Annotated in this window: 23 protein-coding genes; 11 read left to right on the top strand and 12 right to left on the bottom strand. The window is 70.3% G+C overall.

The window, feature by feature from the left end; all coding sequences use genetic code 11:
• Positions 1 to 79 precede the first annotated feature (79 nt).
• The 3 genes from ACFWSK_RS16685 (at position 80) to ACFWSK_RS16675 (ending at position 1,678) form a co-directional block, all read left to right on the top strand.
• A complete protein-coding gene (locus tag ACFWSK_RS16685) occupies positions 80 to 574 on the top strand; it encodes a rhodanese-like domain-containing protein (RefSeq protein WP_383786175.1) in 495 nt (164 codons plus the stop codon).
• 94 nt (positions 575 to 668) lie between these two features.
• Entirely contained in the window at positions 669 to 842 is a 174-nt protein-coding gene (locus ACFWSK_RS16680; RefSeq protein WP_383786058.1) for a hypothetical protein, read from the top strand.
• A gap of 524 nt (positions 843 to 1,366) precedes the next feature.
• Positions 1,367 to 1,678 carry a hypothetical protein gene (locus ACFWSK_RS16675; RefSeq protein WP_383786055.1) on the top strand — a complete coding sequence of 104 codons (312 nt, stop codon included), beginning with the start codon at positions 1,367 to 1,369 and terminating at the stop codon, positions 1,676 to 1,678.
• Here ACFWSK_RS16675 and ACFWSK_RS16670 read toward each other — a convergent pair.
• From ACFWSK_RS16670 to ACFWSK_RS16660, 3 genes are all read right to left on the bottom strand, one after another.
• Positions 1,669 to 2,514 (bottom strand): aminoglycoside phosphotransferase, encoded by an 846-nt coding sequence (locus ACFWSK_RS16670; RefSeq protein WP_383786052.1) that lies wholly within the window; start codon positions 2,512 to 2,514, stop codon positions 1,669 to 1,671. The genes ACFWSK_RS16675 and ACFWSK_RS16670 overlap by 10 nt on opposite strands.
• Before the next feature lie 331 nt (positions 2,515 to 2,845).
• Positions 2,846 to 4,531, bottom strand: a complete 1,686-nt coding sequence (locus tag ACFWSK_RS16665; RefSeq protein ID WP_383786049.1) for a DUF885 domain-containing protein — start codon at positions 4,529 to 4,531, stop codon at positions 2,846 to 2,848.
• A 48-nt stretch (positions 4,532 to 4,579) separates the two neighbouring features.
• Positions 4,580 to 5,104, bottom strand: a complete 525-nt coding sequence (locus ACFWSK_RS16660; protein ID WP_383786046.1) for an Lrp/AsnC family transcriptional regulator — start codon at positions 5,102 to 5,104, stop codon at positions 4,580 to 4,582.
• Positions 5,105 to 5,163: 59 nt separating this feature from the next.
• Between ACFWSK_RS16660 and ACFWSK_RS16655 the strand changes: the two genes are divergently transcribed.
• Complete coding sequence (locus tag ACFWSK_RS16655) at positions 5,164 to 6,384, top strand: trans-sulfuration enzyme family protein (protein WP_383786043.1); 1,221 nt, start codon at positions 5,164 to 5,166, stop codon at positions 6,382 to 6,384.
• Here ACFWSK_RS16655 and ACFWSK_RS16650 read toward each other — a convergent pair.
• The 3 genes from ACFWSK_RS16650 to ACFWSK_RS16640 all read right to left on the bottom strand — a co-directional run bounded on the left by ACFWSK_RS16650 (position 6,311) and on the right by ACFWSK_RS16640 (position 10,372).
• On the bottom strand, positions 6,311 to 7,690 hold the full coding sequence (locus ACFWSK_RS16650) for a GNAT family N-acetyltransferase (protein ID WP_383786172.1): 1,380 nt from the start codon (positions 7,688 to 7,690) through the stop codon (positions 6,311 to 6,313). The two genes, ACFWSK_RS16655 and ACFWSK_RS16650, sit on opposite strands and share 74 nt — an antisense overlap.
• A 126-nt stretch (positions 7,691 to 7,816) precedes the next feature.
• Complete coding sequence (locus ACFWSK_RS16645; protein WP_383786040.1) at positions 7,817 to 9,397, bottom strand: alkaline phosphatase D family protein; 1,581 nt, start codon at positions 9,395 to 9,397, stop codon at positions 7,817 to 7,819.
• A gap of 144 nt (positions 9,398 to 9,541) precedes the next feature.
• The gene (locus tag ACFWSK_RS16640; protein ID WP_383786038.1) at positions 9,542 to 10,372 is read right to left on the bottom strand and encodes an alpha/beta fold hydrolase; all 831 of its coding nucleotides are present in this window, start codon (positions 10,370 to 10,372) and stop codon (positions 9,542 to 9,544) included.
• Positions 10,373 to 10,493: 121 nt separating this feature from the next.
• Between ACFWSK_RS16640 and ACFWSK_RS16635 the strand changes: the two genes are divergently transcribed.
• Together ACFWSK_RS16635 and ACFWSK_RS16630 are read left to right on the top strand one after the other, a co-directional pair.
• On the top strand, positions 10,494 to 11,378 hold the full coding sequence (locus ACFWSK_RS16635) for an RNA polymerase sigma-70 factor (protein WP_383786035.1): 885 nt from the start codon (positions 10,494 to 10,496) through the stop codon (positions 11,376 to 11,378).
• Positions 11,379 to 11,654: 276 nt separating this feature from the next.
• A complete protein-coding gene (locus ACFWSK_RS16630) occupies positions 11,655 to 12,419 on the top strand; it encodes a GntR family transcriptional regulator (protein WP_383786033.1) in 765 nt (254 codons plus the stop codon).
• 58 nt (positions 12,420 to 12,477) lie between these two features.
• On the opposite strand, the gene ACFWSK_RS16625 is transcribed toward ACFWSK_RS16630, so the two are convergent.
• The 3 genes from ACFWSK_RS16625 to ACFWSK_RS16615 all read right to left on the bottom strand — a co-directional run bounded on the left by ACFWSK_RS16625 (position 12,478) and on the right by ACFWSK_RS16615 (position 15,564).
• Positions 12,478 to 13,635: an ROK family transcriptional regulator gene (locus ACFWSK_RS16625; protein ID WP_383786030.1), complete on the bottom strand. Its 1,158-nt coding sequence runs from the start codon at positions 13,633 to 13,635 to the stop codon at positions 12,478 to 12,480.
• 101 nt (positions 13,636 to 13,736) lie between these two features.
• Positions 13,737 to 14,387, bottom strand: a complete 651-nt coding sequence (locus ACFWSK_RS16620) for a response regulator (protein ID WP_383786027.1) — start codon at positions 14,385 to 14,387, stop codon at positions 13,737 to 13,739.
• Positions 14,388 to 14,391: 4 nt separating this feature from the next.
• Positions 14,392 to 15,564: a sensor histidine kinase gene (locus ACFWSK_RS16615; RefSeq protein ID WP_383786169.1), complete on the bottom strand. Its 1,173-nt coding sequence runs from the start codon at positions 15,562 to 15,564 to the stop codon at positions 14,392 to 14,394.
• 108 nt (positions 15,565 to 15,672) lie between these two features.
• Here ACFWSK_RS16615 and ACFWSK_RS16610 point away from each other — a divergent pair, with 108 nt between their 5' ends.
• From ACFWSK_RS16610 to ACFWSK_RS16600, 3 genes are all read left to right on the top strand, one after another.
• Positions 15,673 to 16,611: an ATP-binding cassette domain-containing protein gene (locus ACFWSK_RS16610; RefSeq protein WP_383786024.1), complete on the top strand. Its 939-nt coding sequence runs from the start codon at positions 15,673 to 15,675 to the stop codon at positions 16,609 to 16,611.
• A complete protein-coding gene (locus ACFWSK_RS16605) occupies positions 16,608 to 17,351 on the top strand; it encodes an ABC transporter permease (protein ID WP_383786021.1) in 744 nt (247 codons plus the stop codon). Before ACFWSK_RS16610 ends, ACFWSK_RS16605 begins: the two co-directional genes overlap by 4 nt.
• A gap of 104 nt (positions 17,352 to 17,455) precedes the next feature.
• A complete protein-coding gene (locus ACFWSK_RS16600) occupies positions 17,456 to 17,893 on the top strand; it encodes a hypothetical protein (RefSeq protein ID WP_383786019.1) in 438 nt (145 codons plus the stop codon).
• Between the two features lie 147 nt (positions 17,894 to 18,040).
• Here ACFWSK_RS16600 and mug read toward each other — a convergent pair whose 3' ends face one another.
• From mug to ACFWSK_RS16585, 3 genes are all read right to left on the bottom strand, one after another.
• Complete coding sequence (gene mug / locus ACFWSK_RS16595; protein ID WP_383786017.1) at positions 18,041 to 18,601, bottom strand: G/U mismatch-specific DNA glycosylase; 561 nt, start codon at positions 18,599 to 18,601, stop codon at positions 18,041 to 18,043.
• A gap of 19 nt (positions 18,602 to 18,620) precedes the next feature.
• On the bottom strand, positions 18,621 to 20,063 hold the full coding sequence (purB, locus tag ACFWSK_RS16590) for an adenylosuccinate lyase (RefSeq protein ID WP_383786014.1): 1,443 nt from the start codon (positions 20,061 to 20,063) through the stop codon (positions 18,621 to 18,623).
• A 300-nt stretch (positions 20,064 to 20,363) separates the two neighbouring features.
• Complete coding sequence (locus tag ACFWSK_RS16585) at positions 20,364 to 21,506, bottom strand: S1 family peptidase (RefSeq protein WP_383786011.1); 1,143 nt, start codon at positions 21,504 to 21,506, stop codon at positions 20,364 to 20,366.
• A gap of 79 nt (positions 21,507 to 21,585) precedes the next feature.
• Between ACFWSK_RS16585 and ACFWSK_RS16580 the strand changes: the two genes are divergently transcribed.
• Both ACFWSK_RS16580 and ACFWSK_RS16575 read left to right on the top strand, forming a co-directional pair.
• Positions 21,586 to 21,741: a hypothetical protein gene (locus tag ACFWSK_RS16580; protein WP_383786008.1), complete on the top strand. Its 156-nt coding sequence runs from the start codon at positions 21,586 to 21,588 to the stop codon at positions 21,739 to 21,741.
• 283 nt (positions 21,742 to 22,024) lie between these two features.
• Complete coding sequence (locus tag ACFWSK_RS16575; protein WP_383786006.1) at positions 22,025 to 22,537, top strand: GNAT family N-acetyltransferase; 513 nt, start codon at positions 22,025 to 22,027, stop codon at positions 22,535 to 22,537.
• Positions 22,538 to 22,546 lie beyond the last annotated feature (9 nt).

Raw genomic sequence — 22,546 nt, 5'->3', positions numbered from 1 at the left:
GCAACAGGGAAATCCCCGGCGAATCAAGTGGAATGCCGGGGATCGTCACTTCCGGTACATGATCACTGCCCGTAGATTTCTGGCCATGACCTCACAGCTGAGCACCACCGGAACGAACCCCGTCCTGCGCGTCCCGCCGGCCTCGCCGGCTGCGGCGGCCGCCTACTTCGGCGCGTCGCTCGCCTTCCACGCCGATGTCTCCGACGTCGCGGCGGCCCTCGCGGCGGACGGCGACCCGGGATTCGTCGTCATCGACTCCCGTTCCACCGCCTCCTGGGACCAGGGGCACATCCCCGGCGCGGTGCACCTGCCCACCGCCCTCATCGCGGAGCAGGCCCGCGAACTCCTCGACCCGGCCGTGCCCGTGGTCACGTACTGCTGGGGTCCCGGCTGCAACGGCGCGACGCGCGCCGCCCTGGCCCTCGCCGAACTCGGCTACCAGGTCAAGGAGATGCTCGGCGGCTTCGAGTACTGGGCACGTGAGGGATTCGAGTTCGAGACCTGGGAAGGGCGTGAGCGGCGCACCGCCGACACCCTCACCGCACCTGCCGACTCCGAGGACTGCGGCTGCTGATCTCCGATGGCCGGCGCGACAGTGTTGCTCTGTCAACTGCACCATCCTCACCTCGTTGGTCACGGCGTAACAGGCTGCGATCAAGGAGCAAGTAATGGATGTACGCCATGAGGTGATGGAGGGCCAGCGGGCCATCCCGCGGCTCGGACGAGTCGTCGAGGTCAACCTGGCACATCCCCCGTACGCGATGCTCGATGCGGCGGGTGCCGAGGTCGAGCCGGTCCCGCGTTTCTGCGGGACCTGGCGCTTGGGGATTCCAGCCCGCTGACCTGCCGCAGCTACGGCTACGGGATGCTGCAGTGGTTCCGCCTGCTGTGGTTGGCTGGGCACCGGGTGGGAGCGGGCGACGGAGTCGGAGGTCGCGGTGCTGACGGGTTGGCTGCGCTCGGCCGCCAACCCGCGGCGTCAGCGGCGCCGGGCCGATGCTCCGGTGGCCGGGACGGTCGATCTCCGCACAGGTAAAGCGTCCCTGTGCGCCGGGTACGCGCCGCGCACGATCAACAATGCTCTGACGGTGATCAGCGGGTTTTACGAGTTCCACGCGCATCAGGGCCGCGGCCCGGTCGTCAACCCGGTGCCGCACTCGGCTCAGCGGCGCCGCGCGCTGGGGCACCGCAGTCCGCTGGAACCTACGCCGGTGGTGGGCGGCACACCGACATCCAGACCACCAACCGCTGTCTGGCCGTCCACATCGAGGAACTCTTCGACGAACTCACCGAGCACTACGCCTCGCCCCGGACGGCCCAGCACTATCCGCGGGCTACGCCGCAGCGGACATCGAGGCGGTGTTCGGTGCCTGACCTCGCCCGTCCCACCACCGGGGTCAGCCGCCGCCACACCCACACCGGCGACGAGCCGGCCTTCGCCAGCCGCTTCGCCTCCAGCCAGATCGAGGCCCGACCGGCCTCGGCGACCACCGTGCCGCGCCCCTTCGGGGATCTGTCCGCCGCCACGCCGCTGCTCATCGGCCAGCTCGCGCACGACGCCTCCCCGGCAGCCTCCGCGCGGACCGCCGAACAGCACCGGGCCTCCACCCGGCGCGTCCTGGCCTACCTGGGCGGGTTCGAGGCAGCTGGAAACCAGCCGAGAGAGGACTACCCCTGAAACGCCGCCAGCTTCTTCACCACAGCGTCGGTCGCCCTCACATACCGCTCCGGCTCACCGGACTGAGCTTGTCCCGACGGCCCCGCGCTCTCGCTGTGCGCGACGAGTCTGAAGATCAGCGCACGAATCACCATCTGCTGCCAGTCGGGATGATCGCTAAGAACCGTCAGCAGGTCGGACGGAAAGTCGAACCACAGCAGGCCGTCTGCGACGACGATGGCCTCGGCGAACACCGGAGGCCGCCAGTACGGCGAAAAGTCGATCACGGCTGGTTCGTCGTCCGCGGCGAAAAGCACATTGCCGGTCAGGTCGCCGTGAATGAGCTGAGTCGCGTCCTGCTCAACGGGGCGCCTCAGCTCCAGCAGAGTCGAGTACGGCGCGGTGAGGTCCTCGATCACGTCGATGCCCTGCTCGCCCCACGCGACCCGGTCGGCCACAGCCCAGGGATGGCTATGCCGATCAAGGAAGTCGGGCCGGGGCAGGTGTCGCAGGGCAGCATGGAAGGCACGGCCGGCGCTGAGCACACCAGTCCATTGCCCCTGCGGACCTGGCTCACCGCTCAGGAACTCACTGGCCGTCCAGCCGTCCACGACGCTCCGCCCGTCGGCGGCCCGGAGTGGCAGCGGAACGCGGAAACCCCTGCCTGGCGCGAGTTCTTCGAACAGGGAAGCAGCCCACTCGACCTCATCCTCAGCTCCCTCCGCAGGCTTGAACACAAACCCACTGACAAGAACGCTTCTTCCTTGTCCACCAGCCAACGGGACAGGTATGCCCTTCACACCGAAGGCATCGAGGACACGACGGGGCGGGACGGCATCGCTCGGCAAGTCAGTCACTCCAGGCATCCTGCCGACACCGCCTTGCCAAGCGCACCTTCTTTTCGCCCAGCCCCGGCCTTCGCACAGGTCCACATACCTCGTCTGGGTGAAGTGCAGATAAGCGGTCAGTCCTGGCGCGCAGCCTGCTGTGGCTCGCCGCGCGCCGGGCGGACCGGCCGGCGGAGTACGCCACTGTCATGGGCGACGGCGGACCGCACGCCTTCATCGACACGTCTACGAGCCCGCACTCGCGGATCTCGCGTTCGCTGCGGCTTCCGGCCGACGGCGGCCGGGCTTCAAGGCTCTGGACCGAGCGGGGCCCGGCCGCGCGAGCGGCCGGGCCGCGGGATCAGAGCTTGGACAGCTCGTCCACCAGATCGTCCAGGCCGAGGGACCCCTGCGAGAGGGCCGCCATGTGCCACGCCTTCGCGTCGAACGCGTCGCCGTGTGCCCTGCGGGCGTTCTCCCGGCCCAGCAGCCAGGCGCGCTCGCCCAGCTTGTAGCCGATGGCCTGGCCCGGCATCGACAGGTAGCGGGTCAGCTCGCTCTCGACGAAGTCGGCGGGCCGGCCGCTGTGGCTGCCGAAGAACTCCTGGGCCAGTTCCGGTGTCCACCGCTCGCCCGGGTGGAACGGCGAGTCCGCCGGAATCTCCAGCTCCAGGTGCATGCCGATGTCGATGATCACCCGGCAGGCGCGCATCATCTGCGCGTCGAGATAGCCGAGGCGGCGCTCCGCGTCGGGCAGGAAGCCCAGCTCGTCCATCAGCCGCTCCGCGTACAGCGCCCAGCCCTCGGCATTGGCGCTGACCTGCCCCACCGACGCCTGGTAGCGGGAGAGGTTCTCCGCCACGTGCCTCCACTGCGCGATCTGCAGGTGGTGGCCGGGAACCCCCTCGTGATACCAGGTGGAGACCAGGTCGTACACGGGGAAGCGGGTCTCGCCCATCGTGGGCAGCCAGGTCCGGCCGGGACGCGAGAAGTCCTCGGAGGGACCGGTGTAGTACGGGGCGGCGGCGCCGCCCGCCGGGGCGATGTGGGACTCCACCTTCCGTACGCGCTCGGCCAGTTCGAAGTGTGTGCCGTCGAGCGCCTCGATGGCCTCGTCCATCAGCTCCTGCAACCAGGCGCGCACCTCGTCGACGCCCTCGATGTGCTTGCCGTGCACATCGAGATGCGCGAGGGCCTCCCAGGGGCCGGCGCCGGGCAGGATCTTCTCCGCCTCGGTCTTCATCTCGACCAGGAGACGGTGGTACTCGGACCAGCCGTACGCGTACGCCTCGTCGAGATCCAGGTCGGTGCCGTTGTAGTAGCGCGCCCAGCGCGCGTACCGCTCGCGGCCCACGGTGTCGGGAGCGCCCTCGATCGCCGGGGCGTACACCTCGCTCATCCAGTCGCGCAGCGTGGCCAGCGCCGCCGCGGCCTGGCCGGCCGCGGTGTCCAGCTCCGCGCGCAGCGCGGCGGGACCGGGGGCGACGACGTCCTGGAAGAATCCCGAGCCGTCGGCGCCGGACCACTCCGTCAGCTGCTCGACAAACGTGGTGGTCGCGCGCGGACCCCCGTACAGCTTTCGCTCCAGGCCGAGTTCGAGCGAGGCGCGGTATCCCTCCAGCGCGGCCGGGACGGCGCGCAGACGGCCCGCGACCGCGGCCCAGTCCTCGTCGGTGTCGGTCGGCATGACCGTGAACACCCCACGGAGGCTGTGCACGGGCGAGTGGAGATTGGAGACGCCCCGCAGTCCCTCGTCGGCGTCGTGGACGCCGAGTTCGGCCGTGAGCCGCTCGCGCAGCAGCCGTCCGCAACGACGCTCGGCATCGCTGTCCGCGCCCGGCAGCCTCTCGGCCGCGTCGAGCTTCACCAGGGTCTCGCGGGCGAGGCCGGCGAGGGCCGCCTGACCGGCGGGCGAGAAGTCGGGCAGCCGGCGTGCGCTTCCGGCAACGCCCATGTACGTACCGGTGATCGGGTCGAGTTCGATGAATGCGTCGACGTAGGCGTCGGCGACCTGGCGGGGCAGCGCGCTCTGGGAAGTGTCTGACATGCGGACATCCTCGTACGACGAGGTGCTCCACGTCACCACCACCGGAAATTAGCTGGCCGAAGGCGGTCCCGACGGCGGACCGGCCGGTGGCCCCGACGACGAACCCGGTGGCAACAGGGGACCGCACTCCCACTGCTGGAAGATCAGCCGGGTCTCCACCCGGGCCACTTCGCGGCGCGAGGTGAACTCGTCCAGCACCAGCCGCTGGAGGTCCGCGGTATCGGAAACGGCCACCTGGACCAGGTAGTCGTCGGGGCCCGTGAGATGGAACAGCGCGCGGGACTCCGGCAGCGCCCTGATCCGGTCCACGAACGGGCCGATCAGCTCACGGCGGTGCGGCCGGACCTGCACCAGGAGCAGAGCCTGCAGGCCCCGGCCCATGCGCGCCGGGTCGAGGCGCAGCTGGTGCCCGAGGATGACGCCGGAGCGGCGCAGCCGGGTCACCCGGTCCAAGCAGGTGGACGGAGCCACCCCGACGTCGGCGGCCAGCTCCCGGTATGTGGTCCGTGAATCGTTCTGGAGGAGCCGCAGAATGTGCAGATCCACCGGATCGAGAGCGACAGAATCAGCCATACGCCGAACGTAACACGGGGGTCGGCCCCCAGGGCCCGGTAGCTGTTCAGAGTAGTGACATGGACACCGAAGCCTCGACGACGCCCTGGACCACATCCCCGTCCAGGGCGCTGGCCACCGAAGCCGTGCACGCCGGACGCGACGACCTCGCTTCCCTCGGACTGCATGCCCCGCCGCTCGACCTGTCCACCACCTACCCCTCGTACGACTCCAGGGGTGAGGCCGAGCGGATCGACGCCTTCGCCACCACCGGCGCCCGGCCGGACGGGCCGCCCGTCTACGCGCGCCTCGACAACCCGACCACGGGCCGTTTCGAAACCGCCCTGGCCCGTCTCGAAGGGACCGAGAGCGCCGTCGCGTTCGCCAGCGGGATGGCGGCCCTCACCGCGGTCCTGCTGGCCCGTGCCGGCATCGGCCTGCGCCATGTGGTCGCCGTCCGCCCGCTCTACGGCTGCAGCGACCACCTCCTGGGCGCCGGCCTCCTCGGCACGGAGGTCACCTGGACCGACCCGGCGGGCATCGCCGACGCCATCCGCCCCGACACCGGCCTCGTGATGGTGGAGACCCCCGCCAATCCGACCCTCGCCGAGGTGGACATCCGGGCCGTCGCGCACGCCTGCGGGTCCGTGCCGCTGCTCGTCGACAACACCTTCGCCACCCCGGTGCTCCAGCGGCCGCTCGAGCACGGTGCGCGGATCGTGCTGCACAGTGCCACCAAGTACCTGGGTGGCCACGGCGATGTGATGGGCGGAGTCGTGGCCTGCGACGAGGAGTTCGCGGCGACCCTGCGCCAGGTGCGGTTCGCCACCGGCGGAGTGCTGCATCCGCTCGCCGGATATCTGCTGCTGCGGGGCCTGTCCACGCTGCCGGTGCGGGTGCGCGCCGCGTCGGCGAGCGCCGCCGAGCTCGCCAGGCGGCTCACCGCCGACCCGCGCATCGCCCGTGTCCACTACCCGCGGGTGGGCGGCGCGATGGTCTCGTTCGAGGTGTACGGGGACCCGCACCGGGTCATCGCGTCGGTGCGCCTCATCACGCCCGCCGTCAGCCTCGGCAGCGTGGACTCGCTGATCCAGCACCCGGCCTCCATCAGCCACCGCATTGTGGCCGAGGGAGACCGGCAGGCATCCGGCGTCGGTGACCGGCTGCTGCGGATGTCGGTCGGCCTGGAGGACGTCGAGGACCTGTGGGCCGACCTGTGCCAGGCGCTCAGCGGCCCGTCTGCTCAGCCCGCTCGTACGGCGGCAGCGAACGGACGGGAGAAGCGTCCAGTCGGGCTGTGACCACGAGCGTGCCTTCCTCGATCTGGTAGTCGAGGGGCAGTTCGAGCCCGCGCATCGCCGCGACCATGCCCGTGTTGTGGGCCTGGGTGACGGCGTACACGCTCTCGCAGCCGGCCTCGACGGCCAGCGCCACGAGTCGGCCCAGCAGCTCGGAGCCGATGCCACGGCGCTGCCAGTCGTCCTCGACGAGCAGGGCGACCTCGGTCTCGTCGCCGTCCCAGAGCAGGTGACCGAGTGCCACCAGCTTGCCGGAGGCGGTCTGCACGGCGAGAGTGCGGCCGAAGCGCGGGCTCAGCAGGTGATCGAGATAGCGGTCGGCATCGCGGACCGGGCCGTGATAGCGAAGTCCGAGGGTCCGCTCGGAGCAGCGGTCGTGCATGGCGCGGGCTGCGGCGAGATCGCCGCGGTCAGCGCGGCGCACGGTGATCTCGTTGCCCTCGGGGAGGGTGAGTACGGCCTCGCCGCGCGGGACACGGGGGCCGAGCCGCGCGTCGAGCTCCACGAGGGCGCGGGCCCGGGCGAACTCGGTCGGTGTGAACGGCAGGTGCGGACGCTCCACGGTGATGACACCGCCGGAGGGATCGCGCAGCCGCATCGTGGTCTCCTCCAGCACGCCTTCGACGGGTGCGCTCTCGCCGGTGGGACGGCCGGTGATGGAGACGGCGGGCAGCGAGTGGATGGTGCAGCGGCCGAGCAACTGGCGCAGCGCGAGCGGCAGTTCCGCAGCGTCCAGGGCGGTACGGGTGGCGAGCCCGAGGACCCGGGTCGGGGTGTCGACCAGGTCGTGGGCGTCCGCGCGCTCGATCCACGTGGAGCTGCCGCCCGCCGCGGAGATCTCCCGGGTGATCTCCTGGGCCTGGAGCGTGGCGGGTGCCCGCAGCAGGAACTCGTCGACGGTGCCGTCGGCCAGCGGATGTGTCTGGAGGGTCAGGATGTCGACCCGGAAGCGGGCGAGCGCGATGCACAGGGCGGCCAGGCTGCCCGGCGCGTCCCGCACGGTCGTCCGCACCCGCCACAGGACGGTGTCCTCGACGGTCAGGGAGGCCCCGGCTCCGGCGTCCGGTGCCGCCCCGTCGTCGGCCGCGCCCGGCGGGGCGTGACTGTGGCGCCTGGCCCACCAGGTGTGGAACGCGGCCGTGGCGACGAGTGCCACGGCCGAGGCGATCAGCAGATAGGGGCCGTCGGGCTGGTGCCCGATCAGGTTGGCGATCGCGTCGGCCACGGCGACCGCCGTGAACAGGGCGGCCAGCTCGATCAGGTCCCGCCGCCAGTGGTGGGGGCGGCGGGCACTCTTCGCGGATGTCACATCAGTCATGTCCCTACTGTGACCGAGCGGTGTTGCCTGATCACGAACGGCTTGTGACTGATGGGTTAAGTGTGGATCTGGTTGTCTATCGTCTCATTTTGTCTGGTTCTCCCGCTGCCTTATGGCTCACTGACCTGTGAGTCCCGGCTGCAGCACCTTGCTGAACAGGACGGTCCCGCCCTGAGCCCGCAGGCGTACCGTCAGCTCGCCACTGTCGCCGTCGATGTCCACTTCGCCGAAGTACTGCGGCGACTCCATGGGGGAGACGTTCGCCCGCTCGGGTGCCCGGAGGAAGACCCGGTCGGGTCCGAAGGTGGCGTCGAGCTTGTTCGCCGGGAAACCCCCGGCTGCCAGCGGTCCGGAGACGAACTCCCAGAACGGCGCGAAGTCCTTGAAGGCCGCGCGCTCGGGGGAGTAGTGCTGCGCCGAGGTGTAGTGGACGTCGGCCGTCAGCCAGACCGTGCCGGTGATCCGGCCCCGCTTGATGTGCCGCAGGAGTTCGGCGACCTGGAGTTCGCGGCCGAGCGGGGCGCCGGGATCGCCCTGGGCCACCGCCTCGAAGTTCGTGGCGCCGTCCGGGACGACCAGCCCCAGCGGCATGTCCGCGGCGATCACCTTCCAGGTGGCGCGCGACCGCGACAGCTCCCGCTTGAGCCAGTCGAGTTGCTCGGCACCGAGGATGCCGGTGGTGTCGTCGGCCTGGCGGCCCGGGGAGTTGGCGTTGCGGAAGGAGCGCATGTCCAGGACGAAGACGTCCAGGAGGGGGCCGTGCCGCACGACGCGGTACATCCGCCCCCCGCCGGAGGGGCCGTGAGCCGCCGGGGCCGGGACGTACTCGCTGAACGCCCGCACCGACCGGGCCGCCAGCACATCCACGTTCTTCTCCGTGTAACGCGGGTCGTCCAGGATCTGGCCGGGGTACCAGTTGTTACGGACCTCGTGGTCGTCCCACTGGACGATGGAGGGCACCTGCGCGTTGAAGGCGCGCACGTTCTCGTCGAGGAGGTTGTAGCGGAAGTTCCCGCGGTACTCGTCGAGGGTTTCGGCGACCTTCGCCTTCTCCTCGGTGGTGATGTTGCGCCAGATCCGGCCGTCGGGCAGTGTCACGCTCGGCTCGATCACCCCGTCCGCGTAGATGCTGTCCCCGCTGCAGAGGAAGAAGTCCGGGTCCAGGCGGCGCATCTCGTCGTACACCCGGTAGCCCCCGATGTCGGGGTTGATGCCCCAGCCCTGGCCGGCGATGTCGCCCGACCAGAGGAAGCGCACACCGTCACGGCGCCTCGCGGGGGCCGTGCGGAACGATCCGTACACCGGCCTGCCCGTACGGCGCGGATCGTGCGGGTCGACGAGCGTCACCCGGTAGTGCACCTGCTCGCCCGGCGGCAGCCCGTACAGGGACGTCGTGCCGGTGAAGTCCGTACGGGACCCTATGAGCGGGCCGTGCCATATGCGAGCACGGCGGAACGACCCGGTGGCCGCCGTCTCGACGAGCATGTGGGCCGGGCGGTCCGACCGCACCCACACCAGGGCGGACGACGAGGTCACCGCACCGGTCTGGACACCCCACGCCGCACTCGGGCGGCCCGAGAGCGCGAAGGCCGGAGCCGCGGCGACGGTGGCCGGAAGGGTGACGGCGGCCGAGGCGAGGAGCGAGCCGCGCAGGACGGTGCGGCGGCCGGGGTGCGGGACGTGCGTACGCGACGACATCGAGGTGCCTCCGGGGCGATGGAGCGGGCGGGGCAGAGGTGACTGCTGCCGACCCATGCCTAGTGCCTGGCAGCGGCCACCGCGCCAACCCCAGGTGAACAAGAGGGCCTTCGGCCGCGGCCGCCCGCCACGGACCCGGACCGCTCAGCGGCTCGTGTCGAGAATCACGCGCGCCACCGCCGCGGGGTCATCGTTCATCGGGACATGTCCGCAGCCCGGCAGCCGCACCAGCCGGGCCCCCGGAATGATGTGCTTCGCACGGATTCCCTGCCTGCGCAGGAGCAGCCGGTCCTGGCTGCCCCAGGCGATGGTGACGGGGAGGCCGGGTACGTCGTCGGTGAAGTCGACGCTCCTGCCGACGGCCAGCGTCTGATGGAAACCCGTCGCCTCGCGCAGCGCGAACGTCTCCGCGACCACGGCCTCGGGTGAACGGCGTCCGGGCCGCGCGTAGATGGTGCTCGTCAGCGCCGCGCGTCCCGCCGCCCCGGCCGAGAGCCGCTCGATCAGGGAAGGCGGCATCGACAGAGCGCCCCGGCGCATCGCGCGCAGCGTCGCGAAGGCGTAGCGGCGCTCGCCAGGCGTCCAGAATCCGGCCGGGGACAGTGCCGTCACGGACCGGACGAGTTTCCGGCGGCCGAGTTCGAGGGCGAGCAGTCCTCCGAGGGAGTTCCCGGCCACGTGCGGGCGCCGTACACCGAGCTCCTCACAGAACGCGCCGAGCACGGGGACCACCGTGGCCAGGTCGTACGGGAGGCCGTCCGGCAGGCCCGGGGACGTGCCGAACCCCGGCAGGTCCACGGCGATGACGTCCCGCTCGGCGGCGAGAATCCGCACCACGGGGTCCCATGCCTGACGGTGGTGCCCGATGCCGTGGAGGAGCAACAGGGGCTCACCGGACCCTGTTCGCTCGTACGCCATCGACACGCTGTGCCGCTCTCCGCCGGAACCGACTGTGAACGAGGCCGTGGTGGCCATACGGCTGCTCCCCAAGGATTTAGACGTCGTGTCAGTCACAATTACCGCCCAGTAGCTTGCAGTTCAAGAGCGCGGGCGATTCCCGCTGGACAGCACACCGCGGGTGGGCTGGGATGGAACGGTGACTGCCAACACCCTGACCGACGTCTTCGAAGAACACCGGCCCGTGCTCACCGGAGTCGCCTACCGCATGCTCGGTCGCATCGCCGACGCCGAGGACGTGGTGCAGGAGGCGTGGCTGCGCTGGTCGTCAGTGGAGCGGGAGGGCGTACGGGAGCCGAGGGCGTACCTCGTACGGATCACCACCCGCCTCGCCATCGACCGGCTGCGCCACGTCCAGTCACGGCGCGAGGCGTATGTCGGGGCGTGGCTGCCCGAACCGGTCGTCACCGACTTCGGTCCCTCCGTCCCCGACACCGCGGAACGGGCGGTCCTCGCCGAATCCGTGTCCCTCGCCGTACTCGTCGTACTCGAATCCCTCTCGCCGCTGGAACGGGCCGTCTTCGTGCTGCGCGAGGCGTTCGGATTCCCGTACGCGGAGATCGCCGCCACTCTCGACCGGACCGAGGCCGCCGTTCGTCAGCTCGCCGGACGTGCCAAGCGTCATGTGGAGGAGCGCAAACCACGCTTCGACGTTGACCCGGTCGCGCGCCGCGACCTGACCGAACGCTTCCTCGCCGCGGCGTCCGGCGGTGATCTCGAACAGCTGCTCGCCCTGCTGGCGCCGGATGTGCGACTCGTCAGTGACAGCGGCGGCAAGTCGAAGGCGCCGAGGCGGGTCATCGAGACCGCGGACAAGGTCGGCCGCTTCCTCATCGCCGTCGGGCGGGAACCGTCGGCGGACATGGAATTCCGGCTGGCCGAGCTCAATGGTGGCGTGGCGGTGGTGATCCTCACCAACGGCAGGCCGGACACCTTCTTCCAGGTGGACATCAGGGACGGCGTAATCCAATGCGTCTATCTCGTTCGCAACCCAGACAAACTCGCCGGAATGCCCACTGCGTAACTCCTGCCCGCCCTCTGCCTATATGTAACGCCAGTCCCTCACGACCCATGCGCCGAGCCCCACGGACCCGCCCGGACGTGGGGCTTTGTGCTGCGCGCGGCTCACGGCACCAAGAACGTCCTGTGAACGCTCTGCGGCGTGGCACCGTTTCGCTCCGTTACTGAATAAGGATTGGTCTTGACCAAGGAGATGTGCCGTCCTATGGTCACAACGTTAAGACAGGAACCTTTAATAAATAACGTCGCGGAAAGCCGTTGGGCGAGTGCGGAGGACAGGGTGGGGACCACGCAGCTGGAATCGGTACAGGAGCCGAAGTACTGGCACCTCAAGACCGTGCTCAGTGAGGCACTCGACTCGGACTTCGCGGTGGGGGAGATCCTGCCCAACGAGCGTGACCTCGCGGCCCGGTTCGGCGTCGCCCGAGCCACGCTCCGGCAGGCTCTGGAGCAGCTGGAACTCGAAGGCCGGCTCCAGCGCCGCCGCGGCGTCGGGACCACCGTCGCCCCGCCCCGCGTGGGTGTCGCCGTGTCCACCGCGCAGCAGGACTGGACGGGCGGCGCCGGTGAGACATGGCAGCCCGTCGACTGCACCACCGGGCCCGCCCCGGCGGCCGTGAGCGCGATGTTCGACGAGGACGGCGGGGACACCGTGCACAGGGTGCGCCGCATCCGTGTCAGTCACGGACAGCCGCTCGCGGCGGAATTCCTCTACGTCCCGGCCGCTTCGGTGCCCGCCCTCTCCGCGATCGACGCACCGTCGGGCCCCGCCCGCGCGCGGAGCGTCCTGCGTGAGCTGGACCGTCTGGGACTCAACGGCCAGGACCGCTCGGTGGAGCTCGGGTCGGCCCGGGCGGACGACGCCAAGGAGCTCGACAGGCTCCCGGGTGCCCCGGTACTCGTGGTCACCACACGCTACTTCGCGGCAGGCGGCACGGCGGCAGTCTCCGTAGCCACCTACCGGGCCGACACCTGCCGGCTCACCTTCGGTGACTCGGGCGCTCTGGAAATCAGTCATGAAGGCCAGGAGCGGCAGGCTTCCTGACCGTTTGCACCCCAGGCCCCGAGCCGCCCGCTCAGGTGCACCGTGCGGCCCGTCGCAGTCAGCGGCGGGCCGTTACCGTGCCCTCCACCGCGAAAAGCTGCTCCTCGACATGGTCGAGCGCCAGCCGCAGGGCCCCGGTCGCGACGGCCGCCTCGCCCAGCAGGGAGAGTGTGACCCGCGGAGGGCGCAGGCAGTAGCGGGCCAGCTCCCCGCGCAGCGGGTCGAGGACGCCGTCCAGCCCGGCGGCCCAGCCCCCGATCACCACGAGCTCCGGATCGAGCGCGAGCACCAGAGCCGCGACATCGTGGACCAGCCGCTGAATGAACCGCTCGACGGCCGCCTGCGCACCGGCGTCACCGCGCCGGGCCTCCGCGAAGACCGCGGCCACCGCATGCTCGTCCAGAGGATCGAGCGGGGTGTCGGTCGTCGAGAGCAGCCGCTCCGGCGTCACATCCCGGCCCAGCAGATGCAGCGCGCCGATCTCCCCGGCCGCCCCACCGAAACCGCGGTGCAGGCGCCCCCCGATCAGCGAGCCGGCCCCGGGGCTCAGTCCCGCGAGGACGAACACGATGTCGTCCGACTCCGTCGCCGCGCCCTTCCAATGCTCGGCCACCGCCGCGGCGTTGGCGTCGTTCTCCACGAGCACGGGACAGCGGAACGAACGCCGCAGCCGCTCCCCGAGAGCCAGACCGGTCCACTCCGGCAGCGCGGTCCCCAGCCGCACGGTCCCGTCGGCCTCCACGATGCCCGGGCTGCCCACGCCGACCGCCCGCAGACTGCTGCGGGCCACCCCGGTACGCCGCAGCAGATCGGCGATCACGGTCCGGACCTGGTCCAGCCGCTCGTCGGCACCCGCCGTCTCCGACACCGCGCGCGAGCCGGCACCGATGATCCGGCCGTCCAGCCCCGACAGCAGTGCGGAGACCCGGTGCGGGCCGATCTCGACGCCCATCAGATGCCCGGCCTCGGCCCGGAAACGGAACCGTCTGGCCGGCCTCCCCTGCCGCCTCGCCTCGCCCTCGTCGGCCTGTGCCTCGACGACCAGCCCGGCCTCGAAGAGGCCCTCGACGACACCCTCGACCGTGGGGCGGGAGAGCCCCGTGATCCGGGTCAGGTCCGTCAGAGTGGGGGAACCCGCGCCTCTCAGGGCGTGCAGTACCACCGCGGAATTGATCCGCCTCAACAGTGACGGGTCCCCGCCGGTCAGCCTCCCCACGGTGTGTCCTCCCAGCTCGCGCGCATGTTCTGCCGGATCGTACTCGCTGGTCGGGGACGCAGCGACCACTGGACGGAGCCGGTATCGAGAGGTGACCTACGTCAGCTCGGAGCGACGAAGCCGGACTCGTAGGCGGCGATCACCGCCTGCGTCCGATCCCTGGCCCCCAACTTCGCCAGAATGGCGCTGACATGCGACTTCACCGTTTCGACACCGACGACCAGCTTGGTGGCGATCTCCGCGTTGGAGAGCCCCCTGGCCATCAACCGGAGCACCGCCTCCTCCCGCTCGGTGAGCGATGCCAGCTCCATGGCCGCACGCGCCTTGCTCGTGCCGTACTCGGCGGCGAGCTGCCGGACCGCGGCCGGGAACAGCAGTGACTCACCCTCCGCCACCAGCCGTACCGCGTTGACGATCTCGGCGGGCCTCGCTCGCTTCAGCAGGAACCCGTCCGCGCCCGCCCGCAGCGCCTCGTAGACGTACTCGTCGTTCTCGAACGTGGTCACCACCAGGATCTTCGGCGGATCCGGCACCGTCCGCAGCACCACCCTGGTCGCCTCGATGCCGTCCATCAGCGGCATGCGCACGTCCATGGCGACCACATCGGGCCGCAGCTGACGCACCAGCGGGATCACCGCGGCGCCGTCGCCCGCCTCGCCCACCACCTCGATATCGGACTGTGCGTCAAGGACCGCACGCAGTCCCGCGCGCACGAGAGGTTCGTCGTCGACCAGAAGAACGGTAACCGGCATCCACTCAGCGTATGTGCTCCAGCGGAAGGCTCGCGTGCACCCTCCATTCGCCGTCGTAGGGGCCGGTCTTCGCCTTTCCTCCCAGCAGGGCGGCCCGTTCACGTATGCCCCGCAGCCCGGTGCCACCGCCCGACACGCTCGACGAACCCGTGAGCGGATTCACCACTTCGAGCTCCAGCCACCCGTCCACCACGCTGATCCGCACCCGGACGGGCACGGAACCCGCGTGACGCAGTGCGTTGGTGAGCGATTCCTGGAGGATGCGATACCCCTCGCGGGACACCGGAGCGGGGACCAGGTCCAGCGCCCCGGACACCTCGGCGTCGACCTTCGCACCCGAGCCGCGCGCGGAATCCAGAAGCCGGTCCGCCTCGACGAGCGTGGGCCGCCCGCCTACCGGAGTGCCCGACTCGCGCAATACCCGCAGCACCCGCTCCAGGTCGTCCAACGCCTCCCGGCCCGTCTCCTCGATCGCGGCGAGCGCCCGCTCCGTGAACGCGGGATCGTTCGCCGCGCGTGCGGCGCCGGCCTGTACGACGGCCACCGTCAGCGCGTGCCCGATCGAGTCGTGGAGTTCGCGCGCGATGCGATTGCGCTCCAGCAACTGTTCAGTGCGCGCCTCCAGGACGGTCATCCTCTCCGTGGCGGTGGGCCCGAGCAGCCACCCCGCGGCTGCCACGGCCATGGTGCCGCCCACCGTGATCAGGCCGAACAGCACCAGGACCGGCAAGGGGGCCAGGAGCGCGTACCACCAGTGGGGTTCGACTCCCCTTACCAGCCAGTCGTTACTGGGTCCGTTCCCGAAGGCTGTGAGGACGAGGTCGACGGACGTGGCCGGCAGCCAGACGGTCGCGAACATGGCCGGTATCGCGAGCAGGAACCGCACCTCGAGCCAGAGCACGGTCCGCCACCGGTCAGCCCATGTCGTCGCGGGCGCCACCGAGATCGTCGCGTCCGGCCGGCCACGCTCCCACGGTGTGAGCAGCAACTGCCCCTGTATGCCCTCGGCCAGGCGCATCGCCGGAAGCAGCCCGACCGGCACCGCCATGACCATGGGCATCCACGGCGTGTCCGGGGAAATGAACAGCCACACACTGGCCACCGCGGCCGGACTGACGAGGTGCAGCCAGCGGCTGTACGTGGCCGGCCTGGCCAGCGGAGCGAGGAAGCGGTACATGTGACTCATCGTGCCAGTGCGGCTGCCGCGGCGGCTCCCCCGAGCGAGGGAGACGATCTACACCGGCGGGGGAGGCCGCGGCACGGGGGCGGCGGCCAGGCTGAGGACATGACCAGCATCGACGTCCATGAGCTCACCAAGGAATACGGCGCCACCCGCGCCGTGGACCACCTCACGTTCAGTGTGCGGCCAGGCCGGGTCACGGGCTTCCTCGGCCCGAACGGCGCGGGCAAGTCCACCACCATGCGGCTCGTCCTCGGACTGGACCGGCCCACCGGCGGCACGGCCACGATCGGCGGACAGGCGTACGCGGCCCTTGACAACCCGTTGCGCAAGGTCGGCGCCCTGCTCGACGCCCAGGCGGCCCACGGCTCGCGGACCGCGCGGCACCATCTGCTGGCGCTCAGCGCGAGCAACGGCATCCCTGACGCGAGGGTCGAGGAGGTTCTTGAGGACGCGGGCCTCGGCCACGTAGGAGGGAAGCGGATCAAGACCTTCTCGCTCGGTATGCGGCAGCGCCTCGGCATAGCCGCCGCCCTCCTCGGAGACCCGGAGGTGGTGATGCTGGACGAGCCGTCCAACGGGCTGGACCCCGAAGGCATTGTCTGGATACGTGAGCTGATGAAGCGGCTCGCACGGGAAGGCCGGACGGTCCTCGTCTCCAGCCATCTGATGAACGAGACCTCCTCCTTCGCCGACCACCTGGTGGTTCTCGGCAAGGGCCGGCTGCTGGCCGATCTGCCGATGCGGGAGTTCCTCGCTGCCCGCGGCAAGCCTCGCGTGCGGCTGCGAACCAGCGAGTCCGCGCGACTCCGGGACGTCCTGATCCGGAAGGGGCACGACCCGGTGCAGGGTGAGGACGGCCGCTGGACCGTCGACGGGGTCAGAGCGGAGGAAGTCGGCGCCATAGCCGCCTTCGAGGGTATCCCCATCCTCGAACTGCTCGACGAACAGCTCACCTTGGAGCAGGCATACCTCGATCTCACGGCTTCGGTGACCGAATTCGTGTCCGCCGGCGCTTCCCCGACCACTCGCCAGGAGGCGTGACCATGTCGACGACCGCAGTTCTCCGCTCCGAGTGGATCAAGATCCGATCAGTCCGGTCGGTCGCGGGCTCGCTGATGGCGGTCTTCCTTGCCACGCTGGCCGTCACGGTGCTCACCTCTGCCACCGTCGGACAGGCGGAGGCGGACAACGAGGATGCCGAGCTGGTCTTTGCAGCGTTCTACGCGCTGAACTTCGGCCAGATCGCGGCCATCAGTTTCGGGGCGACGGCTCTCTCGTCCGAGTATCTGAACGGTGCGCTGCGAATATCGCTCTCGGCCGTGCCCCGCAGGGGCCGCTTCTACCTCGCCAAGATGTCGGTGGTCGGAGGGCTCGCGCTCGTCGTGGGACTGGTAACCAGCTTCACCTCGTTCCTGGTGGGTCAGCTGTTCATGGGCGAGTACGCGATCGGTCTCGGGGAGCCGGGCGCTCTGCGCGCGGCTTTCGGCGGTGGCATTTACCTGGCCCTGATGGCGTTGTTCGCCGCGGGACTTGCGGCCCTGCTGCGCGGCGCGGTCGCGGTCCTGAGTCTGCTCATCCCCTTCATCCTCATCGTCTCCTTCGTGGTGGGCGACATCGCCGGGGGAGTGGCCCAGTATCTGCCGGACCGGGCGGGGCAGTTGGTACTGCACCAGAGTCCGGAGGGCAGCCTCGGACCGTGGACGGGGCTGGCCGTGACAGCGGTCTGGGCCGGGGTGGCGCTCCTGGCGGGCTGGTGGGCGGTGCGGAAGAGGGACGCGTAAGGGCACTTGCGCACAAGCGGTGAGGCACCTGGGATCACGGGGGTCTGGCTCCCATCCTGCAAGGCAGGGCGTCACTTGTCAGTGGCGGACGGTTTACTGACGGCATGACGACCGCACACCACCTTCGCCTCATCGATGGGATGCGCGCCCGGGACTTTCCCGCGGAGCGCACGCCATCGGGCTCGGGAGTCAGCGGGCCCGGCTACCACACGGCGTTCCTGCACGCCGACGACGAACACTGGGGGAGCGACGAGACGGCACGCCTGGAGCATCGGGCGCAGTGCCTCGCCGAGCACGACGCCTTGATCACGCTGCTCACCCTCCGCTGGGGCGAGCCGGAGCTGGTCAGCCTGTGGAGCGCGCAGGCACGGATGATGGCCGGGGAGGAGATGGCCGAAGCCTGGGCCGATCCGGTGGCAGGCTGCGAGTACCTCCAGCTCTGGCGGATCGAGGAGCGCTGGATCGCGATAGGGCTTCACCTGGAGGACGGCGGTCCGGGCTGCGAGCTGAGTGTGCTGGTGACGGTGATCGACCCACCCTGACCGTGGGCGACGGTTTGCTCCGGTCGACCGATCACTCAAGGGGGGCGTGGGGGTGGCTTCGGGAGCCCGGCCCAGCGGGACGCGGCGGGATCGGCGCGACGCCGCGCGCGGCGAGGGGGAGCAGCCGTGCGCTCCGAATCGGCCGGTTCAGCTGCCGCTCGGAGATGGGCTGTCGTTGAACGCCGCGGCGCGGAGGCGGGCGTATTCGTCGGCCATCGTCCCGACGGTCCAGTGGGCGTTCAGGCCGCTGGGGTTGGGGAGGGCCCAGACCCGCGCCCCGCCGATCCTCCGCTCCTGCGGACCGATCTGTGCGCGGCGCTCACCGAACGCCGTGCGGTAAGCGGTGACTCCGACGACGGCGAGCCACTGCGGTTCCAGGTGCGCCACCTTCGCTGCAAGGAGCTGACCGCCCTCGCGGAATTCGGCGGCGCTCAGTTCGTCCGCACGCGCGGTGGCTCGCGCCACGACATTGGTGATGCCCAGGCCGTAGCCCGGCAGCTCGCTCTGCTCCGAGGGTTTCAGTTGCCGGGGAGTGAAGCCCGACAGGTGGAGCACCGGCCAGAAGCGATTGCCCGGATGCGCGAAGTGGAAACCGGTGGCAGCGGTCATGAGGCTGGGATTGATCCCGCAGAACAGCACACGCAGACCGCCCACGGCCACATCGGGAACGATGCGGTCGCGGGCGGCCAGGAGTTCTTCGGGTGTCATCCGGTGTCGGTCGCGGCCGTCAGAGGATGGAGCCGGGGGTGTAGCCCGCGGCTTCCGGGTGCTGTTTGGTGATGTCCTCGATCCGGGAGATCACGGCGGTGACCTGGTCGCCGGCCGCACCCGTGAAGGACAGCTTGTCGGCCATCAGCGCGTCCAGCTGTGCGCGGTCCAGCGGGATGCGGTCGTCGGCGCCCAGCTTGTCCAGCAGCTCGTTGCGCTCCGCGCCCTGCTCCCGCATGGCGAGCGCCGAGGCGACCGCGTGCTCCTTGATCGCCTCGTGCGCGACCTCCCGGCCGACTCCGGCACGTACCGCACCCATGAGGACCTTGGTGGTGGCGAGGAACGGCAGGTAACGGTCCAGCTCACGCGCCACGACCGCGGGGAACGCCCCGAACTCGTCCAGCACCGTCAGGAACGTCTCGAGGAGGCCGTCGAACGCGAAGAACGCATCAGGCAGGGCCACCCGGCGGACCACGGAGCAGGACACGTCGCCCTCGTTCCACTGGTCACCCGCCAGCTCGCCCGTCATCGAGGCGTAACCGCGCAGGATCACCATCAGACCGTTGACACGCTCGCAGGAGCGGGTGTTCATCTTGTGCGGCATGGCGGACGAGCCGACCTGACCGGGCTTGAAGCCCTCGGTCACCATCTCGTGGCCGGCCATCAGCCGGACGGTCTTCGCTACGGACGAGGGTGCCGCGGCCAGCTGCACCAGCGCGGTCACGACGTCGTAGTCGAGCGAGCGGGGGTAGACCTGGCCGACGGAGGTGAATGCCTGGGCGAAGCCGAGGTGTCCGGCGATGCGCTGTTCCAGGTCAGCGAGCTTCGCGGCGTCGCCGCCGAGAAGGTCGAGCATGTCCTGCGCGGTGCCGACAGGGCCCTTGATGCCGCGCAGCGGGTAGCGGCCGAGGAGATCCTCCAGCCGTCCGTACGCCACCAGCATCTCGTCCGCGGCGGTCGCGAAACGCTTGCCGAGGGTCGTGGCCTGGGCAGCGACGTTGTGGGACCGGCCGGCGATGACCAGCTCGCGGTACTCGCCCGCCAGCTTGCCGAGCCGGGCCAGGACCGCCACCGTGCGGTCACGCATCAGTTCCAGCGAGAGCCGGATCTGGAGCTGCTCGACGTTCTCCGTGAGGTCGCGGGACGTCATGCCCTTGTGGACCTGCTCGTGGCCGGCGAGAGCGTTGAACTCCTCGATCCGGGCCTTCACGTCGTGCCGGGTGATCTTTTCGCGCTCGGCGATCGAGGCCAGGTCGACCTGGTCGAGTACACGTTCGTAATCGGCGAGGGCGGCGTCAGGCACCTCGATCCCGAGGTCCTTCTGAGCGCGCAGCACCGCCAGCCACAGCTGACGCTCCAGCTTCACCTTCTGCTCGGGGGACCAGAGGACAGCCAGCTCCGTGGAGGCGTAGCGGCCGGCCAGGACATTGGGGATGCGAGGCTTCGCAGACACAGCAGTCACGTGTCCAGAGCTTACCTGTCATCTTCAGCGGCTCGTGAGCGTCCATGGAGTCCATAAGGTCCAGGTCAGAGACTCCTGGGCCACAATCCCTCACACAGCGTGTGAGACATGGGTGAGGCGGAGGGCCCCGCCGGTGGTTCCGGTACCACCGGGACCTTTGGACAGAACCCTTCCGATCAAGTGAGCCGGACCCGCGCAAGTCCGAAGCCCGCTTGCCGAGCCTGGTGTGCCGGCCACAGCGAGCGCCCGGCCGGCTGCCGGGTCGCTCGCCGTGGCCCGTGGCCGTGCACCGGTGACCGGTCAGGCCGTGTGGAGGGTCAGGCCGTACCTGCCGAGGATCTCGTTGACGGGTTGGAACCACGTCTCGCCGCCGGAGGAGCAGTTGCCCCAGCCGCCGGAGGTGACGCCCTGGGCCTGGTCACCGCTGATGAACGCGCCGCCGGAGTCGCCGCCCTCCGCGCAGACGCTGGTCTTCGTCATCTGGTGGACGGCGCCCTGGCTGTAGTTGACGGTCTCGTTCTTGGCCAGGACGGTGCCGCAGTGCCAGTGCGTCGTGGAGCCCGAGCGGCAGATCGAGGCACCGACCGGGGCCTCGGCAGAGCCGCGTACCAGCCGGTCCGAGGTGGTGCCCCAGCCGAGGACGACCGGTACGGTCCACCAGCCGCTGTGGATGCTCACGTACGCGTAGTCGTCGCCGGGGAACGAAGAGCCCTGGAACGTGCCCATGGCGGACCCGTCCCAGCCGCGCACCGCCGCCCCGGCCCTCCCGCAGTGACCGGCTGTCACGTAGCCGCCATGCACGGAGAAGCCGATCGAGCAGCGGACGTTGCCGGTGTAGTACGGGTCGCCGCCGACGGTGCCCGCAGCGTACGTACGGGGCGCCGCGGCCGTTTCGGCGACGGCGACGGGTCCGTTCCCGCGGGCCTCCTCGACGAAGGCGCGAACGCCGGGTGCGTTCCGCTCGGCACGCACGACCGTGACGACGACGCTGTTGGCCTCGGGGTCGACGTGCCAGCCGGCCACGCCTGCGGGCGCGGAGAGCGCGTCCAGCCGGGACTTGACACGGTCCAGCGCGGCGGCGCTGTGGCGGACGATCCGGGTATCGGCCCCCAGGGCGCGTACGTCGGCCTCCTCGGTGCGGTCGGTGAGGGCGACGACGAGCCGTCCCGTGGCCGGTTCGAACCATGATCCGCCGTATGCTCCGCCCGCGGTCTGCCGGGCCGCCTGCTCGACGGCTGCGGCCGCCTTCTCGGCGCGGAGCCGCTCCTTCGCCTGCGGCGCGGTCAGTCCGAGGTCCTGGCCCATGGCTTCGAGCAGTCCCGCCGAGGCCGTGGGCGGGGCAGCGACGGGGGTGGCGTGGGCGGCTCCGGCATGGGCACCGCCGAGTCCGACGGTCAGTAACAGGGCCGCGGCGGCGGCGCGCAGGGGGGTCGTGCGATTCACGAGGCCTCCAGAGGTGGGGGATGGAACGCGTTGAGAGCGCTCTCAGGTAAGCGCCGGGAGTCACGCTAGCGGCGATATAATGTCAGGTCCATACCAAGGGTCGGCCGCGCGGCTGGTCGCCCCGGGCGAGACCCGCGTCATGGAGGTGGGGACCATGGCCCCTGGCCCGCAGATCTACACCGCCAACCACCTCGACGGCTCGCTCACCTCGCCGTGTCGGCTGGGGTGCGGCTGAGGGTTGGGTAGAAACGCAGAAGTGCCTTCCTGAGCTGGGACGATGAACCTCGTTCAGGGGTTCCGACGTCGCCTGAGGAAGGCACCTTCTCCGGCCCTGACCCAGGCCGGATCGTCACCGGTCTCGCATCTCGCAGCGACGCTCGCCGAAGGTAGCGAGGCGATCGCGGTTCCGGCCGTTCTGCGGGACCAGCGCGAGGTGTTCGGCCCCGGTAGACTCCCGCGCGACCGACCACCGCAGCTGACAAGACAGCAGAACACCCGTGAACTCCACGTTGATCCGCTTGATCGAGCCCTCCGACGGTCCCGCACTCGCCGGCCTGCTCTCCCGGGACAAGCAGGCGTATGCGCGCTGGCTGCCCGCGAGGCCCACAGAGTTCTACACACCCGACGGGCAAGCCTCGGTCATCGAATCCCTTCTGGCCTCCCATGCCGAGGGACTCGCGTGGCCCGGCGTCGTGGTTTCCGACGAGACCGTCATCGGGCAAGTCACCATCAGCTCGATCCTGCGCGGCCCGTTCCAGAAGGGATTCCTCGGCTACTGGGTCTCGTCTCTCCACCAGGGACTCGGGCACACGAGCCGTGCCGTCGGCCTCGCGGTGCGGGTCGCCGAAGACGAGCTGAACCTGCATCGACTGGAGGCGCACACCCAACTGGAGAACCTCGCGTCTCAGGCGATCCTCCGCAAGCACGGATTCAGTTCCTGGGGCATCGCCCATGAGCACTTCTACGCCGACGGCGCATGGCGCGATGAAGTGTTCTGGGAAAGGAAACTGACCGGCAGGCCCGCCTCCTAGCCTCGCCGT

Origin of the sequence: Streptomyces sp. NPDC058620 (assembly GCF_042717135.1) — a bacterium.
GTDB lineage: Bacteria > Actinomycetota > Actinomycetes > Streptomycetales > Streptomycetaceae > Streptomyces.
The sequence above is the reverse complement of the archived record's forward strand: the minus strand, read 5'-3'. Positions and strand labels throughout refer to the sequence as shown.

Bases quoted from the DNA above. Each gene is read 5' to 3' on its own strand.
- ACFWSK_RS16640 (WP_383786038.1), bottom strand. From the start codon at position 10,372: ATGGCCACCACGGCCTCGTTCACAGTCGGTTCCGGCGGAGAGCGGCAC.
- ACFWSK_RS16580 (WP_383786008.1), top strand. From the start codon at position 21,586: ATGTCAGGTCCATACCAAGGGTCGGCCGCGCGGCTGGTCGCCCCGGGC.
- ACFWSK_RS16620 (WP_383786027.1), bottom strand. From the start codon at position 14,387: ATGCCGGTTACCGTTCTTCTGGTCGACGACGAACCTCTCGTGCGCGCG.
- ACFWSK_RS16600 (WP_383786019.1), top strand. From the start codon at position 17,456: ATGACGACCGCACACCACCTTCGCCTCATCGATGGGATGCGCGCCCGG.
- ACFWSK_RS16660 (WP_383786046.1), bottom strand. From the start codon at position 5,104: ATGGCTGATTCTGTCGCTCTCGATCCGGTGGATCTGCACATTCTGCGG.
- ACFWSK_RS16680 (WP_383786058.1), top strand. From the start codon at position 669: ATGGATGTACGCCATGAGGTGATGGAGGGCCAGCGGGCCATCCCGCGG.
- ACFWSK_RS16645 (WP_383786040.1), bottom strand. From the start codon at position 9,397: ATGTCGTCGCGTACGCACGTCCCGCACCCCGGCCGCCGCACCGTCCTG.
- ACFWSK_RS16665 (WP_383786049.1), bottom strand. From the start codon at position 4,531: ATGTCAGACACTTCCCAGAGCGCGCTGCCCCGCCAGGTCGCCGACGCC.
- mug (WP_383786017.1), bottom strand. From the start codon at position 18,601: ATGACACCCGAAGAACTCCTGGCCGCCCGCGACCGCATCGTTCCCGAT.
- ACFWSK_RS16655 (WP_383786043.1), top strand. From the start codon at position 5,164: ATGGACACCGAAGCCTCGACGACGCCCTGGACCACATCCCCGTCCAGG.
- ACFWSK_RS16615 (WP_383786169.1), bottom strand. From the start codon at position 15,564: ATGTACCGCTTCCTCGCTCCGCTGGCCAGGCCGGCCACGTACAGCCGC.
- ACFWSK_RS16610 (WP_383786024.1), top strand. From the start codon at position 15,673: ATGACCAGCATCGACGTCCATGAGCTCACCAAGGAATACGGCGCCACC.